Origin of the sequence: Paenibacillus castaneae (assembly GCF_002884445.1) — a bacterium.
Classification (GTDB): Bacteria; Bacillota; Bacilli; order Paenibacillales; family Paenibacillaceae; genus Pristimantibacillus; species Pristimantibacillus castaneae.
Genome location: NZ_KZ614144.1, coordinates 19,511 through 36,628, shown reverse-complemented (window position 1 = coordinate 36,628; position 17,118 = coordinate 19,511). Strand labels below are relative to the sequence as shown.

Here is a 17,118-nt window from a genome sequence, read left to right as displayed (position 1 = left end):
CACCATTCCGAATGTAATGTGTTTTTCATTATAGGAGGTTGTCCGTATGAAGTTTGTCAGTTGACGGAATAGACCAAAAATTTTTTTCCGACAAAAATAATTCCCTCTGCACGGATTGTCAGCTTGCCTTTGGATATATATGCCGTATGGGATTGGCCTGCTTCGAGCAATGGCCGAGAACGAGAAGCCGACAACAAAATACGTGTCCAATGTTTTCCAATTTATAGCGAATGAACGTTGTAACCTGTCGGGAATGATGGAGGATCGGAGAAAACTATTTATTTCTCTCGTTTGGAGGACGCGAAAACGACATGGACCGTTATACACGGGAATGTGCTCGCTTATTCGGCAGCAATTGCCTAGGCATAGGGGCCTGCTTCGACAGCCTTCATTATTTCGTTAGATGCAAAAAGAAAGCAAAAAAAGCAGAACCTTATCGGTTCTGCTTCATGTATGAGTGTTATGATGATCCAGCTTATACTCGCTTGGCACCGCGTCCGCCGCGTTTGCCCTCCGTATTCTTCTTCAAAGAGGAGATGCGCTCTTCGCTGTCTTTCAGGAAACGTGACACTTTATCCTCGAATGACGGTTTACCGTATGCCGGTCTGCCAGACGATTGCTTGTTGAAGGGGCGTCCGCCTCCGCCACCACCGCCTCCGCGGTTGAAACGTTCTCCGCCACCACTACTACCAGTGCTTCCACCGCCGCCTCCGCTATGACGCTCGCGTTGCTGTGGCGCTGGTTGGCCTTCCGGCCGGTCGATGGCTTGCTTAATGGAAAGACCGATCTTTCCGTCTTTGTCCACGTTGATCACTTTCACTTTGACGACATCGTCGATCTTCAGGTGATCCTTCACGTCCTTGACGTAATTATCAGCTATTTCCGAAATGTGAACAAGACCCGTGACACCTCCCGACAAGTCGACAAATGCCCCAAAATGCGTAATGCCTGTCACTTTTCCCTCTAACTTAGCGCCCACTTCAATTGCCATAAAATAAAATGTTCCTCCCTAAAAGTTATGCGAAGCAAAACCGAATTCATAAGCATATGCTAAAAGTTTTGCGAAAACGCTATTAACGTGATTATAACCGAACCGTTCAAGTAAGGTCAACAGACGTTCACCCGAATTGGAGCCCTATTTATCACTGAAAATTTGTTGTTCGCCTTCCTTGACCATTCCTTGCTCCTTGGTTGCAAGCTGTTCAATATATTCTTGATCGTTTAATCGTTCAATTTGCCGTTTGAGCGCGTTGCTTTCTTTCGTCGCTGCGGCAATTTGATCTTGTATGGTTGCTAGCCGGATACTGGTTGCCTCTTGCCTCTGCATCTGGCCAAAGAACGTATACGCCGCCCAGCCCATAAACAACACAATAAACATCATCCATAGTTTAAAACGGCGTTTTGTGCCAGCGTTTCCAGACGTCTTATTTACAGCAGCAGTTCTCATGAGCGGTGTTACCTCCTTAACCATTTGCTCCACAATTGGGCAAAAAATAATCCTAGCTTGTTTAATTTCTCGATTACATGCCATTTGGTTATGTAAGGCGACAGCCAACGACCCATTGGACGAAGTACCGGCCGAACCATCCAAATGAGCAGTTTCCAAAATGGACGAACCAATTGTATCACAATCTTCAAAAGGAAAATAGTGAGCGCAGACCCAAATCCTAAAATAACCAAAACTAGTTTATAAAGCAGCAAAAGCGGTTTCACTATAAGGATATTGAGGCATTTGAGCACAAAATTAATAAGAGCTCGAACGGCACTTATGACCCATTTTACGATGATGATCACGATTTTGCTGAACAATAAATAATAGAGGATAACACCGATAGCTAGTCCGATAAAAACGTACGCACGCACCTCGCCATTGTTGCTTGCATACAGCACCCGAAAAACGATCAGTGCCGCCGCCATCCAATAGACGACGTCCAGCACTGGCAGCCACCACTTGGGAAATTTCAGTTCATTCGACACAACGCGATAGCCGTCGAACACAATTCCCATTCCAAGGCCGGATAACAGCATGGCTGCCATTGTCACCCATTGCATGCTTAGCGTCACTTAAATAGCTTTCCGAGCAAACCTTTAGATTTCGAAGAGGCATTGTTTCCATCCAAATAGGCGAGCGAATGGACGAGCCCTTCAATTGATACCATTCCCTGCTCGAGGCTAAGATGCTTCATATGCAAATTTTGGCCCTTCACTTCCAGGTAGCCAAGCTCCGTCTCGAGAAGAAACTCCTCACTGTCGAAGCTCTCCACATTAACAACACCGGTCAGCTCCAGCAGCTTGCGATTTATCAATTTCACTTCCTGGTACTTCTGCCCTTTTCCTTGGTCGACCATAGACTCGTCCCCCGCTTCGTTAACATGACTACCAATAGCCTATGGCGGGTGGACGAGGTTTAGAACCTAATTCCATATGCATGAATACAGATGCTAAAAATAATAAAAAAGACGGCAAAGATGACCTACTGAACGAGTAAACAAAAATAATGCTTTTGAAACCGATGTTTATAAAAAAAGCTGCCTGCAAGTTTGTTGCTTGCGGGCAGCCATGTTGTTATTGCTTTTGTTCCCAATCGAGACTGTTTTCTCGCGGGCGTTGTTCTTCTTTCACCAAGGTATACAGCTCTCCGGCTTCATCCTTACGGGTCGTCTCCGCAATGCGCTCAACACGCACGGTGACGATTTTCTGACCGTATTGGATTTGGAGCTCATCTCCGGCTTTTACGGCACTGCTCGCTTTCGCTTCGCGGCCGTTGATCCATACGCGCCCTTGCTCGGATACATCCTTCGCAACAGTACGGCGCTTGATCAGCCTAGATACCTTAAGAAATTTGTCTAATCGCATCAGACTACTGGATAGCTTCTTTCAGTTTGTTGCCCGCTTTGAAAGCAGGAACTTTTGCTTCTGAAATTTCGATTGGAGCGCCTGTTTGCGGGTTGCGACCAGTGCGTCCAGCGCGTTTGCGAGTTTCAAAAGTACCGAAGCCGATCAATTGTACTTTATCTCCACCAGCAAGTGCATCTGTTACTTCGCCCAGAAATCCGTTAAGTACTGCTTCTACATCACGTTTAGTCAAACCGCTTTTTTCTGCAATGTTGTTGATCAAGTCTGTTTTGTTCATTATAAAATCCTCCTAATTTGAGTACCATTATTTGTGGTCAGCGTATATAACGCTGCCTTCGGATAAAAATTTTTACTCGCACGAAGAATACATATTCTGCTTACAAGTAAATAAATCCTGCCGGTAATTGAAATTTTTTTGCGAATAGTGCTGAATAAAGACGATTCGTGGCAGATTACCACCTAGGAATGACGTTTTGCCTCTTCCCACCAACGATCCATTTCTGTTAAATCAGTCTGGTCAAATTGTTTGCCGCTTATACGAAGCTGCTCCTCGATATACGCGAATCGGCTGCGAAACTTTTTGTTCGTGCGCGTGAGCGCCTCCTCGGGATCAGCATGGATGAACCTGGAAGCATTGACGACTGCAAACAACAGATCACCAAGCTCTCCAGCCTGCTCCTCCTCGGATTGCGAGGCAATCGCTTGGCGCAGCTCTGCAAGCTCTTCTTCGATTTTGTCCAGCACCGGTCCAAGCTCGTCCCAGTCAAAACCAACCTTAGCAGCTTTTTTCTGCAGCTTATATGCCTTCATAAGCGCAGGCAGATCAGGTGGAATGCCATCTAGCACCGATTTGCGGTTCGCATCGGTCCCTTTGATTCGCTTCTCTTCGGCTTTCATTTGCTCCCAGTTGCCAAGCGCCTCTTCGGAGTTGCTTGCTTCCTGGTTGCCAAACACATGCGGATGGCGGAATATTAGCTTCTCGTTAAGCGATTGAATGACATCGTATACCGAGAAAGCTCCAGTTTCCTCCTCCATTTGGCTGTGAAGCATGACCTGCAGAATTACATCGCCAAACTCCTCCTGCATACCGTCGGGATCATCGTTATCGATCGCTTCAAGCGCTTCGTAAAGCTCTTCGATAAAGTTTTTGCGAATGGATTGATGCGTCTGCTCGCGGTCCCACGGACAGCCCTCGGGACTGCGAAGAATCGAAACAATCTCATGCAGCCGCTCAAAGGATCGATTGCAAAGCGTCGCATCCTCTGTACGCGGTACCCATATAAGTGATAGGTTACCATATCCTGGCGTACGGTCAAGCTCATAAAGGGGAACTTTAACAATTTCCTGCTTTCCCGCAACGCCGAGTGCATGGCCAATCACAACCTCATAGTCATCGGGATAACGCTCCATGAGAGCCAGCTTCACATCAGATGCCGTATAAGCGTCATATACCTGACCAATGAGCGTATGAAGCTGCGGCTGAAGCAGTGAAGGATTCAGCTCCGCGGCATCAAGCAGGGCGAAGCCTTCAATGGGATCGATACCAAGGCTTACGAATGCTTGATCGAGGAAGCTCTCGCCGCCGATAATATCCAGATTTATTCCTGCCTCCGCACACTGCTCGCGCAGCAGCTGGACGGTCCGCTCTGCCACCATAGGGTGCCCCGGGACGGCATAGATCAGCTGACCAGCAGTGTCGGCAGCACCTAAGCTGAGGGCTTCTGTTATTAAAGCTCCCACGATAGCTTCGTACACATCCGGAAACGAAGCATGCTCCTCGTATAGAGAATCAAAGGATGTATAGGCAATGCTATTCTCCTGCAATAAGGACATAGCCGGATGCTGCTCAGTGCGGACGAATACACGATCTGCGGCCTGCAGCCTGCGCCATACTCCCAGCGTTAGCTGATCCGGATCACCGGAGCCAAGCCCAACGATAGTTATGTTCGGGATTGCCATGAAAGGTAAGCCTCCTTGGGGGTGAAATGCATGTATGGATAGTTCTGGTCGAGTGAATGGGCTGAAGCGAGCGTGAGCTTGCATACACCTGCAATTGCATTTTACCGCAAAAAATAATAATGGACCAAATCTTCAAAAACATCAATAAGATAACGAAAAGTTAACGAAATTTAACAAAGTCAACTGACGAAATCAAAGCTATTCCAAGCCATATTAAGTTAAAGGTTACCAAAGTTTGGGCTTTAGTGCTAATTTCTAGCTCTATTTCTTCAAAAGCAACTTACGTTTGAGGAATAGAGCTAGTTTCTAGCTCTATTCGGTTCAAGGCTGGGCGTATGGGCTCATTTCAGCCACTCTTCGTTATAATAGCGCTAATTTCTAGCTCTATTTCTCAAAAGCAACCAAAGTCCGGGAATTAGAGCTAGTTTCTAGCTCTATTCTGGTTTAAGGCTTGTGGCGTATGAGCTCCATTCTGCGAATAATGCGAATTAGCTCTTATCCTCCGCCGGCGGAATAAGCCGCCAGCGCCGCAGACGGGCGGCCAATAAGCCGCCGCCCGGCAGCGCGCGCCATTCGCGCGCGCTAATGGCACCGCCGCGCAATGCAGCGGCACCGAAGGCGCAAGCGCCGACGGCTACGCACGTCAGCGCAAGCGCAGCCGCCGCCGCCCGCGGCGGCAGACCGCCGAGCGCTGCGCTAAGCGCTCGCTCGGCTGCTACAATCGCCGCGGCCATTACCGCGAGCGCGAAGCAAGTGCCTGCTGCTGCCCGGCCTAGAGCGGGCCCGCGCCCATTCTTCTCCGCATCCACTCCCGCACTTCCGCTCATCCGCTTCCGCACCATGTCCCAGCCGCCAAACCCTGCACCCATGGCTGAGGCGGTATAATGCACCGCTAGCGTACCGAGCAGAGCGGCTGTGCTAAGCGCTATAATGCCTGCTACGGCAGCCCCCTCGACTCCATAGGCGGGTACAAGCAGGGCATTAAGCGCTGCCTTCAGCAGCGCTGCGATGAGCAGCAGCACAGCAGGGATGCGTACCGCGCCAAGGCCCTGAAGCACCGGCGCAGTAACTGCGTTAACGCTGCCCGCGAGCGCAGTGCAGCCGATTAGAGCAAAGGCGACGGTTCCCTTCGCATCAGCATACAGCATTACATTGAGCGGCTTCGCAAGCAGTACTAAGCCAATGCTTGCTGCCGCCCCGATGGCCCATGCCGCGCGTTCCGTAATCGTCAGGTGAATACGGAGCTGACCATATGCTCCGCGCATTCGAGCTAGCGCAATTCCAGGCACGAGCGCTGCCGCTGCTGCGCCTGCTACTAGAACGACCAATTGCACAAGCGGCTGAGCGCGGCTATAAATGCCGAACATGGTCATCGCATTAGCCTCCGATAGCCCCCCGACCTGCAGCAGCCGCGGCACCGTGAAAGAATCCACAACGCCGAGCGCTGGAACAACAATTGCTCCCAATGCGACGGGCAATGCGATAGCGGCAAGCTTCTTCATCTCTGCGCGAATCATGCCGGGCATATGTATTAATCGCTCTCGCCGCCGCTTTCGCCATGCATAAACAGCTAGTACAAGCAGCGATGCAGCAGCGCCCGCAGCCGATCCGCTCATAACGCCCGCAGCAACCGATGCATCCGCCCAGCCGGCGGACCAGCTCATTGCAAGCACAATCAGCATGACCGCAACACGTACCATCTGCTCCACCACTTGTGAAGCACCAGATAAGTCCATCCGTCCCAATCCCTGCATATACCCTCGCAGCGCTGCAACAAACGGCGAGAGCAGCAGCGCAGCCGACACCGCTCGTATCGCGTTCATCGTTTCCGTATCACCGATCCAGCGCGACACTTCACTTGCCCCCGCCCACATCCAGCCAAAAGCAAAAATACCAGTCATACCAAGGAGCAGCAAGGCTGCATACAGCGTTCGCCTAACTCCCGCTGGGTCTTCCCCTTTTCTAAGCCGCTCTGCAATTAATAGCGATACAGCCGTAGGCAGCCCAGCAGTCGCAAGCACTGCCACCATCTGGTACAAAGGATACACGGCGTTGTATATGCCGAAAACGCGGTCTCCCGCTAAATTTTGCAAAGGTATTTTTTGGAAAACGCCAATGAGCTTGGAAAGAAGGGCCGCCCCCGCCATAATGACAACGCCATTCATCAAAAAACGCTTCGGGCGCCCGGGGCCGTCAGCTCGTCCTTTGAGGCCCGCTGCTCGTCCTCTCCCCTGCTCTTCCCGCTCCTTGGCTCTAACTACTCGCCCATCCACCTTCGCTTCTCGTTCGCTGCCGACGAGCTCCTGCGGCGTCCCCTGCCGATCCATCTCCGGCTTGCGGTTCATCCTGCCACACTCCTGCCTATCCATTGATTTATATTGGTATTTATTATACCTCACAATCATGAACGTTGAAAAAGCCTCTTTAATCAAGATTTCTCTTAATTAAAGAAGCTGTTATGTGTTGTATTCATTCTTGCATAACCGTCTATTGCTCCATCTGCTTAGCCAAGAAGCCCGCTGCTGTTTCGGCCATTTTTGTTTCCATATTCGCCATTTTCACCGACTCATCCTTGCTAAGCAGCACAACAGTACCGATCGGATCTCCACCCGAAATGATAGGTGCAACGACAAAGGAGCTGTATGTTTCCTGTGTATCCTTAATAATTTCGAACGCTCCGCCGTTTGTCTCCGCATGCGTCTTCCGATTTTCCATCGCATTTTCGAGAACGGTCCCTACCTGCTTATCGAGCAGTTCCTTCTTAGATGCACCAGCTACTGCTATTATGTTGTCCCGATCTGTGATCAGGGTAACATGATTCGTCCCTTCAAATAAGGATTCTGCATATTCCTTAGCAAAATCACCAAGCTCGCCGATAGGAGAATATTTTTTCAAAATAACTTCGCCATCACGATCTACAAATATTTCTAGAGGGTCTCCCTCGCGAATACGCAGCGTACGGCGGATCTCCTTCGGAATGACGACACGCCCGAGATCATCGATGCGACGTACAATTCCAGTTGCTTTCATTTCATGTTGCCCCGCTTTCCTAGAGGATTTTGAATCGACTGGTTTTTATGCAGCTTTTTTTATAACGAAGAGGAAAGATCCTTCAAGAAGATTTTGAATCTGACCATAGTATTCATCCGCTCCCAGATTCTTATTCACGAGTTAAGGTGTGAGCGCAGCAGCTTTTTTGTGATCATTCGAAAAGATAACAGCTGCCGCTGGTCACAGCTCCTTGTTTCCCTCTCCGCTTATCCTTCTCCAGCATTCCCCGATTCTCCCTTTTACTTGCATCCTACTTCTATACAGCAGCCGTATCTGTTTTGCTGTTCTCATTTCCCGTCTTTATCCGTCGCGCCAACGTGAATAACCCAATTGCTTATCCCAGCAGGAATTTGCCAATCGTCTCGTACATCGGTGAAGCATGCATATGAGTGCGCATGAGTACGAAGCTGTCGACTTCCCATTGCATACCGCTTAGAACATCTGTATGAATACTTGAGAGAAGATCGCCATCGCAATCACTCTTATCCACTCTGCTTCGCATGGAGTCATCACTGCCGCCTGCATATCCTCGCGCTAATGTAATATGCGGAGCATAAGGCCGATCCTCCTTCTCGAAGCCAAGTAAGCTTGTTGCTCCCGTTACCGCCGACTGGAGCGCATTCAATTGCGCAAGCTCACCCGATACGGCAGCCCAAAGAACCCGCGGAGTTTTCGGCGGACCGAAGGTACCTATCCCATTCAGCATCAAGGCGAGTGGCTTGGATTGAACCGTATGCAAGCCTGCTGCCAGAGCATCGACCTTCTGAGCCGGTACATCGCCTAGAAACTGCAAGGTGATGTGGTAATCGCGGGGGTCGGTCCATTTCCGAAAAGTAAGCTTAGGTTTATATTCGTTTGTCCAGCTCTCCAGCTTATCTGCAATAGGCTTCGGCATAGGAATTGCTGTGAATAAACGCATAGAAGAACTGTGTTTTGATGTTGACATTATTGTTTATGCCTCCCTTTCATTTCACCTTCATTATGCAGTTTTAACTTTCCGTTCATACGGAAACAGCCGAGCAGGTATTATGCCTGCTCGACTCTCTTATCCTATATCAAAAAAAGGGACTCTCCCTCAAGTAGAATATCTACTTATGGGAAAGCCCCTTTATGGCTTGTCCTATAGCTTATTTGGCTGCAGGAGCATCTGTAGCCGGTGCTTCATCCTTAGCGGGCGCATCGCTCGCAGGATTGTCGCTTGCTGGCGCATCACTAGCAGGCGTTTTTTCTTCCGCTTTCGGAAGCTTAATAACAACATCCAGCTTAGGCATCTCATCCGTCATGAACTTGTTCATATGGGCATAAGCGACTGCGCTTTTCAGTTGTTCTTTTTCTGTATCGGTTAAGTTTTCAAACGTCATCTTCTCACGCTTCTCAACTAGAATAACATGATAACCGTATTGCGTTTCAACTGGATCGCCAATCACGCCGACTTCTTGCTTGTAAGCGGCTTGCTTGAATTCTTCAACCCAATCGCCGTTTTTCTTATCGGCATACAATCCGCCATTTGCGCTTGAGCCTGGATCATCCGAATATTCCTTCGCGATTACAGCCCAGTCGCCTCCGGCAACCAGCTTCGCTTTCGCTTCCTTCGCTCTAGCAAGCGCTTCTTCATCCGTACGAAGCTCTTTCTGCTCCTGCGTCGCAGGGTCAGTAGTAGAAGTGGATACGAGTATATGACGAACGCTTACCCGTGTATAATCGATCGGATTTGCCTCGATCTCAGCCTTCATTTCATCATCCGTTACTTGCGAATTCATATGAGCAACAACGGTTGTGCCTAATTTCAAATAATTTTCCATATCTTTGTCTTTCACTTTTTTGGCATCAACGGCAGCTTTCAAATCCGCATTGCTTTTCAAGGCAGCTTTATATTGTTTCATTTGCTCTTTAATATCTTTGTCTGCTGCTTTTTTGGTTTCTTCTGAAGCTTGACTGCTTAAAATTTTGTAAGAAATGTACTGCTGAAGCAATTGTTCTTTGAATTGTGGTATTTCAATAATTTGTTCATAGGTTGGCTGCATAATAGTGAATACGGCCAAATACTTGTTGAACTCCTTATCTGTTACATTGCCGCCCTTGTAGGTAGCAACCTCTGTTTCTTTCGCGCCGCATGCCGCCATTGTCATAACAAGCATCGCTGCTACGATTAGCAGCGCGCCTGTGCGCCATGCTGATTTGCGTGAACCGTGTAACATGTTGAATCCCCTTTCATCTTATGAACTTGAGTTTATTGTATCAGAAAAGGGACGCTGAAAGCGAATCTTGTCTATGGTGTCACATTTTGCAATTCATCCTTATATCTAAGGACATCCTTATAGGCTTGCAAGAATTGTTCGATCATATAAATCTTCTGTTCCATATTCAATCCCTTGCCTCTAAGCAGCACGCTAGGGTTTGGTTCCCCCTCACTGCCCTGCTTAAATCGGTTCTCATGCTTCAAGCATAACTGATCGACCTTTTTCCGGTCAATTCGTCTTTTCTCAGAGGCTGCGAACCGCAGCAGCAAATCATCGTTTTTACCGCTAATTTGCTCTATGCCGTACAATGTGCCGTATACCTTAAGCCTTGCCACAGCAAGTAAATTACTAACGGCCTGCGGCAGATCACCGAAGCGGTCAACGAGTTCATCGATGACATCATCCGCCTCTTCGAACGTGCGAATGGCAGCGACCTTTTTGTATATTTCAATTTTTTGAATACTGTCATAAATATAATCCGTGGGCAGGTATGCATCGATACTCACATCGATAAGCGTGCTGACAGGCTTCTCTTCCTTCACCTCTTCGCCGCTCATCTCAGCTTTCCGCTTGGCGATCTCATCGGCAAGCATTTGTGAATACATATCAAAGCCGACAGATGCAATAAAACCATGCTGCTCTGCGCCCAGCAAGTTCCCAGCGCCGCGAATGGATAAGTCACGCATTGCAATTTTGAAGCCGGAACCAAGCTCCGTAAATTCTTTAATGGACTGCAGCCGCTTCTCAGCTACTTCAGTAAGCACTTTATCTCTTTGATACGTGAAATAGGCATATGCTATTCGATTAGAGCGCCCTACCCGGCCGCGCAGCTGATAGAGCTGAGAGAGTCCCATTTTGTCCGCATCATGTACGATTAGCGTATTCACATTCGGAATATCTACGCCTGTCTCGATAATACTTGTGCTTACGAGTACATCCGACTCGCCGTCAAGGAAATCGAGTATCGTCTTCTCCAGCTCCTGCTCCGACATCTGCCCATGGCCAACTGCGACTCTAGCATCCGGCACAAGCGCATTGATTTGCTCGGCCATTTGATAGATGCCCTGTACGCGATTGTACAAGTAATAGACCTGACCACCGCGCGCAAGCTCCCGCTCAATAGACTCCCGTACAAGAGAAGGGCTGTATTCAACAACATAAGTCTGGACAGGGAAACGATTCTCTGGCGGCGTTTCGATAACTGATAAATCACGAACACCGAGCATAGACATATGCAGCGTACGCGGAATAGGTGTTGCAGTCAGCGTAAGCACATCAACATTCGTCTTCAGCTTCTTGAGCTTCTCCTTATGCGATACGCCGAATCGCTGCTCCTCATCCACAATTAGCAGACCCAGCGATTTGAATATAATATCTTGAGACAACAGTCGGTGCGTGCCGATTACGACATCGACTGTACCAGCCTTCAAGCCTTTCATCGTTTCGTTCTGCTCCTTGCGTGAGCGGAAACGGCTAAGCACCTGCACATTAATTGGATATCCGGCAAACCGCTCCCTAAATGTCTCATAATGCTGCTGAGCGAGTATGGTAGTCGGAACGAGTACGGCAACCTGCTTGCTGTCCATCGCCGATTTGAAGGCAGCACGAATAGCGACCTCGGTTTTGCCATAACCAACGTCTCCGCATAACAAACGATCCATAGGCTGGCTTTTTTCCATGTCCTTCTTAATTTCTTCAATCGCTCTCAGCTGATCGCGCGTCTCATCATAAGGAAACATTGCTTCGAATTCATTCTGATAAGAAGTGTCTTGTCCAAAAGAATAGCCTGCAGCCGTCTGGCGCTCTGCATACAGCTTGATCAAATCATCGGCAATATCCTGAACAGATGCCTTCACTTTGCTCTTCGCTCTTGTCCATTCACTGCCACCGAGCTTATTGACTTTCGGCTCTTTTTCCTCATTGCCGACGTACTTCTGAATCATATCGACCTGTTCAATCGGTACAGACAGCTTATCGCCGCCAGCGTATAGAATGTGTAAATAATCCTTGTGAATACCAGCAATTTCTAACGTTCCGATACCTACATATTTACCAATGCCGTGATTATGGTGAACGACGTAATCGCCGACTTTAAGCTCCGTATAGCTCTTGATCCGCTCTGCATTATCAACCTTCTTGTCGACTCTTCGCGCTTTACGCTGCTTCTGCGAGAACATCTCGCCTTCCGTAATAATAACGAGATGGGAGGATGGAAGCTCAAAGCCTGACTGCAAATTGCCTTCTATAAGTATAGGTGTCTCAATGCTATAGTCATCAAGCACTCGGCGCATTCTCTCCAGCCGCTCAGCATTTCCTGCCAGCATCATAACTTTGGCGCCCGTCTTGTGCCAACGCTCCATTTCAGCCTTCAGCACATTCATTTGGCCATGGAAATTTTGCATGGAACGACTCGTCATATTCAAAATATTTTGCGGCTGCGAATGCGGAATCTGCCGCAAGAACAAGGATAAGAACAAGGTCGGAAACGGGCGATGATGCAAAATCTCTTCTGTATCACGTGCCAGCGAGAGACCAGGCAGTGATTTGCCGTTCTGCAGCAAATGCATGGACCATTCGGCCTCATCCCGCTCCAGCTGCTTAGCGGTCTCTATTAAACGTGTAGGCTCATCTAGTATGAGCAGTGTATCGCTCGGCATATAATCAACAATCGTTTGACGCTCTGGATATAATAACGAAATATATTTATAAATCTCTGGGAAATAAACATGCTCGCGCAATCGCTCAATCTCAGAGCCCATTTCACTGCGAAGCCGTTCCTTCGCTGTTCGATCAGTCATTTTATCCAACTGCTTCTCCAGCAGCTGCTGTGCATGGCTCGCAGCAATCTCCATGCGTTGTCCATCGGCCAGCATTTCTTGGCATGGCAAAATAATTAATGATTCAAATCGATCCGAAGAACGCTGGTCAGCGGGATCGAAGCCACGAATGGAATCAATATCATCGCCAAACCATTCAATTCGGTAAGCCTGAGAAGCGGTTATCGGATAGAAATCGACTATCCCGCCGCGAACGCTCATCTCTCCGCGAAGCTCCACGCGATCTGCACGCGTATACCCGAGAGCTGTCATTTGGCGAAGGAAAGAATCAATCGGCAAGGCATCGCCTACCTTAAGCGAAATATTTGCTTCTGACATTACGCTGCTTATAGGCAAATAGCGTCGAACCCCAGAAAAAGGCACGACAACAATCCCGCGATAGCCCTGGGACAGCTTGATCAGCGCATCCATGCGCTGTGCGAGTATCTCTGGACTTGAGATCGCTGCTTCAGCAGCAACCAGCTCATTTGCGGGATATAACAATACTTCTTCCGGTGATAGACATTCCTGCAGATCCTCTGCTATTTTCTGAGCAGAAAACATATTATGCGTTACGACGAGCATGGGACGCTCGATGTCCTCCTGCAATGCTGCAATGAGCACCTGTCTGGAGGAGCCGGCAAGCCCTGATATCATTTGCTCTCGCATACCTTTTCGAATACCAGATATAACGGACTGAACGTCCGAATCCGCGGCAAAAGCTTTAATTAAGGCTTTCAACGTTTGCGACACCCCGTTTCTATACACAATCAGGGAGTGATAAGTTCACTCCCTATACATTGAAAAGAAGCCTCAGCTTCCCGCTAAGGCTCTAACTATTGACTTCCATCATTGAAGCGGATTTGCTACCAAGTGAAGCTCGGGATTTGCATCAATCGCTTCTCGGCAATAATCGCAAACCACTTTCACCGTCACATCTCCATTTAGGTCATACGCTATTATATCGCTGCGCTCTTCGGGGGTCAAGAAATGGAAACCAAGCTGATGCTCGGTTAGATTCGATCCGCTTAAGGACCCAATTGATGTTCTGCAGTGCCGACAAATATAGTTTACAGCCATTTGTATGCCTCCTGAAGAGTTGTTATACCCTTCAGTATGCCCGGAATATGAACAATCTAACAGATTACCGGTTAAACTTTGCCATTGTCTCCTCAAAAGGCGCTTTAAGCCTGAATTCAATGGCATCGCAAGCCCCTTCTATCATAGCAGCAAGCTGCTCACGCTCGCTCTTCGGAAAGGAAGAGAGCACATAGTCAGCAATATTCATACCTGGCTGAGGACGAGATATGCCCATTCGGACACGATCAAATGTCTGCGTGCCTAGATGCTGAATAAGTGATTTGATCCCATTATGTCCACCCGCGCTGCCTTGATAACGCAGTCGCAGCTTTCCGATTTCTGTATCCAAATCGTCATACACGATTACGCCGTCCTCGACATCCGCTTTGAAATAATCGAGAAACGAGCGCACTGACTCTCCTGACAAGTTCATATATGTCATCGGCTTAATAAGAACAACCTTCGTGCCTTGTACGTTGCCTTCTCCGATTAATGCCTTACATTTGCTTTGCGTTACGCTAATGCCCCAGCGTTTAGCCAACTCATCAATAACCATAAAGCCGACGTTATGCCGGGTTCCTTGATAAGCTGTGCCGGGATTTCCTAGTCCTGCAATCCACCTCATTACTTTTCTCCACTCCTTTACGGACAAATGTAACATAATCTATTGCAGGCGTAAACGGTTAACGACTGACGGTGCACCTCGGCTGCCAAAGCATATTTCAGCACAGCAGAGAAACACAGCAAAACAACGCCGTCCTGCACGGACGGCGCTGCATGAATCAGCTTTGTTAAGCTGCTCGATGTTTAAGACAGGCTATAAACTCTTAACGCCTTCAAGCTTGGCTTCTTTAGAACGTGCTTCCGCTTCTGCAAGCTCAACAGCAGCATCTTCACTTTCTTCCTCAGAAAGCTCCTTCTGTGGCGCAAGAATAGTTAATACAACCTGCTCAGGCTCAGCGACTCGCTCTACGCCCTCCGGCAGCTTCAAATCTCCAATAAGCAGGCTCTCGCCTACTCCTAAAGAAGTTATATTTACAGTGACTGCATCAGGGATATTATTAGGCAAGCATAGAACCTCAAGCTCATGCAATACTACTTGAAGAACGCCGCCTTCTCTTATGCCCTCCGAGTCACCTTCTACATTTATACGAACATTGGCACGAACATTCTCATTCATATTGATTTGATGGAAATCAACATGAAGCACCTTATGATTCAGTGAATCACGCTGAACCTCAGACACCATAACCGATTGCTTGCCCAGTGAAGGAATATTTATTTCAAGCACAGCATTCGGGTGTGAACGAAGCAGCGCCTGCAGTTCCTTGCCATCTACTGTTACTGGTGCCGCCTCATTTAATTTTTTTCCGTAAATGACACCGGGGATTTTTCCTTGAAGCCGCAACTGACGCAGTTCACCTTTCGTCGACATAGATCGTTGGTCCGCTTTCATTGCAATAGCCATACTGGAAACCTCCTAAAAGTTTAGAGAAGCCGATTCGCTTCTAAATTAATTTCTTTATAACTTACCCTTTCTCGCCAAAAGCTAAACAGGAAATATAAGGATACCGAAATCATCTGCTTCGCCGAGAACAAAAAATGCAGCAGCAGTTCCCTATTCGGAATCTGCTGCTGCATATTTAAATCCATCTATTGCTGTTTCTTATCCTTCTTCGCTTTAGCACGCCCGCGTATTTTTTCTGCGTAACCAGGCTTATTGACCTGACGTTCACGTGCAATGGCCATATCCCCTGCTGGCACATCCTTCGTAACGGTGGAGCCGGCAACCACGTAAGCACCGTCTCCGATTTTTACTGGAGCGATTAAATTGACGTTGCTTCCGACAAATGCATTGTCGCCGATCTCCGTCATAAATTTATTATGGCCGTCATAATTGACCGTAATAGCGCCGCAGCCGATATTAACATCCTTGCCTACCTTCGCATCACCGACGTAGCTTAGATGGGATACCTTGCTTCCATCATCCAATGATGCATTTTTCAATTCTACGAAATCTCCGATCTTGCAGCCAATTCCAAGCTTCGAGCCTGGACGCAAGTTGGCATAAGGACCTACCGTACTCGTATCTCCAACAATAGAATCTGCAACGGTAGAATATTTAATGGCAACGCCATTGCCGATAGTGCTGTCAGCGATGTCTGCTTGTGGTCCAATAACACAATCTTCTCCGATTACGGTTGTTCCGCGCAGCACGGTTCCCGGATAAATGACGGTATCAGATCCAATTTGCACATCTGCTTCTATATAAGTTGACGACGAATCAATTAAAGTTACTCCGCCAAGCAGATGGGCCCGGTTAATCCGCGCACGCATGAAGCCTTCTGCTTCTGCCAATGCAACTCGGTCGTTAACGCCAATCGCTTCCGCCACATCATTCGTACAGTACCCCTGAACAGCTTCGCCCGCTTCACGGAATATACCGATAACGTCGGTCAGGTAAAATTCACCCTGTGCGTTATTGCTCGTCACGTTAGCAAGAGCTGCGAACAGCTTCTTATTATCGAAACAATAGGTTCCGGTATTAATTTCCTTCACCGCTGCCTCTTCCGAGGAACAGTCCTTCTGCTCCACAATACGCTTTACCGTACCATCTTCTCCGCGAATAACACGGCCATAGCCAGTTGGATCCTCGAATGAGGCCGTGAGCACCGTCGCAGCCGCTCCACTAGTACCGTGAAGCTCCAGCATAGCATGAATGGTAGATGCCTTTACAAGCGGTGTATCGCCGCAAATGACAATCGTTGTGCCTTCCTCTTCACCAAGCAGCGCTTCCGCCTGACGTACCGCATGACCCGTACCGAGCTGCTGCTCTTGCAGCACGTATTCTGCCCGATCGCCCAAATAAGCTTTCACCTTATCTGCTCCGTGACCTACAATAACAACCGCACGCTCTGCCGATGCCTCTTTAACCACATCCAGCACATGACCTACCATCGGCTTACCGCAAACCGGATGCAGCACTTTATATAGTTTGGATTTCATACGCTTGCCTTGTCCAGCTGCAAGCACAATCGCCATAATTTTCAACAAAAAAACCTCCTACTAAACTATGAATAATTACTTTATGGTTTCATTCCCATGACTACGAAGTG

The 17,118-nt window shown here is 48.3% G+C and carries 17 protein-coding genes; all 17 read right to left on the bottom strand.

Annotated elements, in window-relative coordinates:
* Positions 1-475: 475 nt before the first annotated feature.
* The 17 genes from CEF13_RS00205 to glmU all read right to left on the bottom strand — a co-directional run bounded on the left by CEF13_RS00205 (position 476) and on the right by glmU (position 17,053).
* Entirely contained in the window at positions 476-991 is a 516-nt protein-coding gene (locus tag CEF13_RS00205; protein ID WP_102708881.1) for a S1 domain-containing RNA-binding protein, read from the bottom strand.
* Positions 992-1,135: 144 nt separating this feature from the next.
* The gene (locus CEF13_RS00200; RefSeq protein ID WP_166742977.1) at positions 1,136-1,447 is read right to left on the bottom strand and encodes an FtsB family cell division protein; all 312 of its coding nucleotides are present in this window, start codon (positions 1,445-1,447) and stop codon (positions 1,136-1,138) included.
* A gap of 8 nt (positions 1,448-1,455) precedes the next feature.
* The gene (gene yabQ, locus CEF13_RS00195) at positions 1,456-2,052 is read right to left on the bottom strand and encodes a spore cortex biosynthesis protein YabQ (RefSeq protein WP_102716121.1); all 597 of its coding nucleotides are present in this window, start codon (positions 2,050-2,052) and stop codon (positions 1,456-1,458) included.
* A gap of 8 nt (positions 2,053-2,060) precedes the next feature.
* Positions 2,061-2,348: a sporulation protein YabP gene (gene yabP, locus CEF13_RS00190; RefSeq protein ID WP_102708879.1), complete on the bottom strand. Its 288-nt coding sequence runs from the start codon at positions 2,346-2,348 to the stop codon at positions 2,061-2,063.
* A 217-nt stretch (positions 2,349-2,565) separates the two neighbouring features.
* Positions 2,566-2,856: an RNA-binding S4 domain-containing protein gene (locus CEF13_RS00185; RefSeq protein WP_102708878.1), complete on the bottom strand. Its 291-nt coding sequence runs from the start codon at positions 2,854-2,856 to the stop codon at positions 2,566-2,568.
* A gap of 4 nt (positions 2,857-2,860) precedes the next feature.
* Positions 2,861-3,133, bottom strand: coding sequence for an HU family DNA-binding protein (locus tag CEF13_RS00180; RefSeq protein WP_053373361.1), 273 nt, complete (start codon positions 3,131-3,133; stop codon positions 2,861-2,863).
* A gap of 182 nt (positions 3,134-3,315) precedes the next feature.
* On the bottom strand, positions 3,316-4,815 hold the full coding sequence (yabN, locus tag CEF13_RS00175; RefSeq protein ID WP_102708877.1) for a bifunctional methyltransferase/pyrophosphohydrolase YabN: 1,500 nt from the start codon (positions 4,813-4,815) through the stop codon (positions 3,316-3,318).
* Positions 4,816-5,303: 488 nt separating this feature from the next.
* Positions 5,304-7,160: a polysaccharide biosynthesis protein gene (locus CEF13_RS00170; protein WP_166742976.1), complete on the bottom strand. Its 1,857-nt coding sequence runs from the start codon at positions 7,158-7,160 to the stop codon at positions 5,304-5,306.
* Positions 7,161-7,302: 142 nt separating this feature from the next.
* The gene (gene spoVT, locus CEF13_RS00165; RefSeq protein WP_102708875.1) at positions 7,303-7,845 is read right to left on the bottom strand and encodes a stage V sporulation protein T; all 543 of its coding nucleotides are present in this window, start codon (positions 7,843-7,845) and stop codon (positions 7,303-7,305) included.
* Positions 7,846-8,200: 355 nt separating this feature from the next.
* Positions 8,201-8,812, bottom strand: a complete 612-nt coding sequence (thpR, locus tag CEF13_RS00160; protein WP_102708874.1) for an RNA 2',3'-cyclic phosphodiesterase — start codon at positions 8,810-8,812, stop codon at positions 8,201-8,203.
* A 181-nt stretch (positions 8,813-8,993) separates the two neighbouring features.
* Positions 8,994-10,064 carry a peptidylprolyl isomerase gene (locus CEF13_RS00155; protein ID WP_102708873.1) on the bottom strand — a complete coding sequence of 357 codons (1,071 nt, stop codon included), beginning with the start codon at positions 10,062-10,064 and terminating at the stop codon, positions 8,994-8,996.
* Positions 10,065-10,135: 71 nt separating this feature from the next.
* Entirely contained in the window at positions 10,136-13,663 is a 3,528-nt protein-coding gene (mfd, locus tag CEF13_RS00150; RefSeq protein WP_102708872.1) for a transcription-repair coupling factor, read from the bottom strand.
* A gap of 108 nt (positions 13,664-13,771) precedes the next feature.
* Positions 13,772-14,002 (bottom strand): anti-sigma-F factor Fin, encoded by a 231-nt coding sequence (gene fin / locus CEF13_RS00145; RefSeq protein ID WP_102708871.1) that lies wholly within the window; start codon positions 14,000-14,002, stop codon positions 13,772-13,774.
* A gap of 64 nt (positions 14,003-14,066) precedes the next feature.
* The gene (pth, locus tag CEF13_RS00140) at positions 14,067-14,627 is read right to left on the bottom strand and encodes an aminoacyl-tRNA hydrolase (RefSeq protein WP_102708870.1); all 561 of its coding nucleotides are present in this window, start codon (positions 14,625-14,627) and stop codon (positions 14,067-14,069) included.
* A 192-nt stretch (positions 14,628-14,819) separates the two neighbouring features.
* Complete coding sequence (locus CEF13_RS00135; protein WP_102708869.1) at positions 14,820-15,470, bottom strand: 50S ribosomal protein L25; 651 nt, start codon at positions 15,468-15,470, stop codon at positions 14,820-14,822.
* Between the two features lie 20 nt (positions 15,471-15,490).
* Positions 15,491-15,643 (bottom strand): hypothetical protein, encoded by a 153-nt coding sequence (locus CEF13_RS28640; RefSeq protein ID WP_166742975.1) that lies wholly within the window; start codon positions 15,641-15,643, stop codon positions 15,491-15,493.
* Positions 15,644-15,655: 12 nt separating this feature from the next.
* Positions 15,656-17,053, bottom strand: a complete 1,398-nt coding sequence (glmU, locus tag CEF13_RS00130) for a bifunctional UDP-N-acetylglucosamine diphosphorylase/glucosamine-1-phosphate N-acetyltransferase GlmU (RefSeq protein WP_102708868.1) — start codon at positions 17,051-17,053, stop codon at positions 15,656-15,658.
* Between the last annotated feature and the right edge of the window lie 65 nt (positions 17,054-17,118).

Coding starts and splice junctions, on each gene's coding strand:
- yabP (WP_102708879.1), bottom strand. CDS start 2,348: ATGGTCGACCAAGGAAAAGGGCAGAAGTACCAGGAAGTGAAATTGATA.
- spoVT (WP_102708875.1), bottom strand. CDS start 7,845: ATGAAAGCAACTGGAATTGTACGTCGCATCGATGATCTCGGGCGTGTC.
- thpR (WP_102708874.1), bottom strand. CDS start 8,812: ATGTCAACATCAAAACACAGTTCTTCTATGCGTTTATTCACAGCAATT.
- yabQ (WP_102716121.1), bottom strand. CDS start 2,052: ATGCAATGGGTGACAATGGCAGCCATGCTGTTATCCGGCCTTGGAATG.
- CEF13_RS00180 (WP_053373361.1), bottom strand. CDS start 3,133: ATGAACAAAACAGACTTGATCAACAACATTGCAGAAAAAAGCGGTTTG.
- CEF13_RS28640 (WP_166742975.1), bottom strand. CDS start 15,643: ATGCAGCAGCAGATTCCGAATAGGGAACTGCTGCTGCATTTTTTGTTC.
- fin (WP_102708871.1), bottom strand. CDS start 14,002: ATGGCTGTAAACTATATTTGTCGGCACTGCAGAACATCAATTGGGTCC.
- CEF13_RS00155 (WP_102708873.1), bottom strand. CDS start 10,064: ATGTTACACGGTTCACGCAAATCAGCATGGCGCACAGGCGCGCTGCTA.
- CEF13_RS00205 (WP_102708881.1), bottom strand. CDS start 991: ATGGCAATTGAAGTGGGCGCTAAGTTAGAGGGAAAAGTGACAGGCATT.
- yabN (WP_102708877.1), bottom strand. CDS start 4,815: ATGGCAATCCCGAACATAACTATCGTTGGGCTTGGCTCCGGTGATCCG.
- pth (WP_102708870.1), bottom strand. CDS start 14,627: ATGAGGTGGATTGCAGGACTAGGAAATCCCGGCACAGCTTATCAAGGA.
- CEF13_RS00185 (WP_102708878.1), bottom strand. CDS start 2,856: ATGCGATTAGACAAATTTCTTAAGGTATCTAGGCTGATCAAGCGCCGT.
- CEF13_RS00135 (WP_102708869.1), bottom strand. CDS start 15,470: ATGGCTATTGCAATGAAAGCGGACCAACGATCTATGTCGACGAAAGGT.
- CEF13_RS00170 (WP_166742976.1), bottom strand. CDS start 7,160: ATGAACCGCAAGCCGGAGATGGATCGGCAGGGGACGCCGCAGGAGCTC.
- CEF13_RS00200 (WP_166742977.1), bottom strand. CDS start 1,447: ATGAGAACTGCTGCTGTAAATAAGACGTCTGGAAACGCTGGCACAAAA.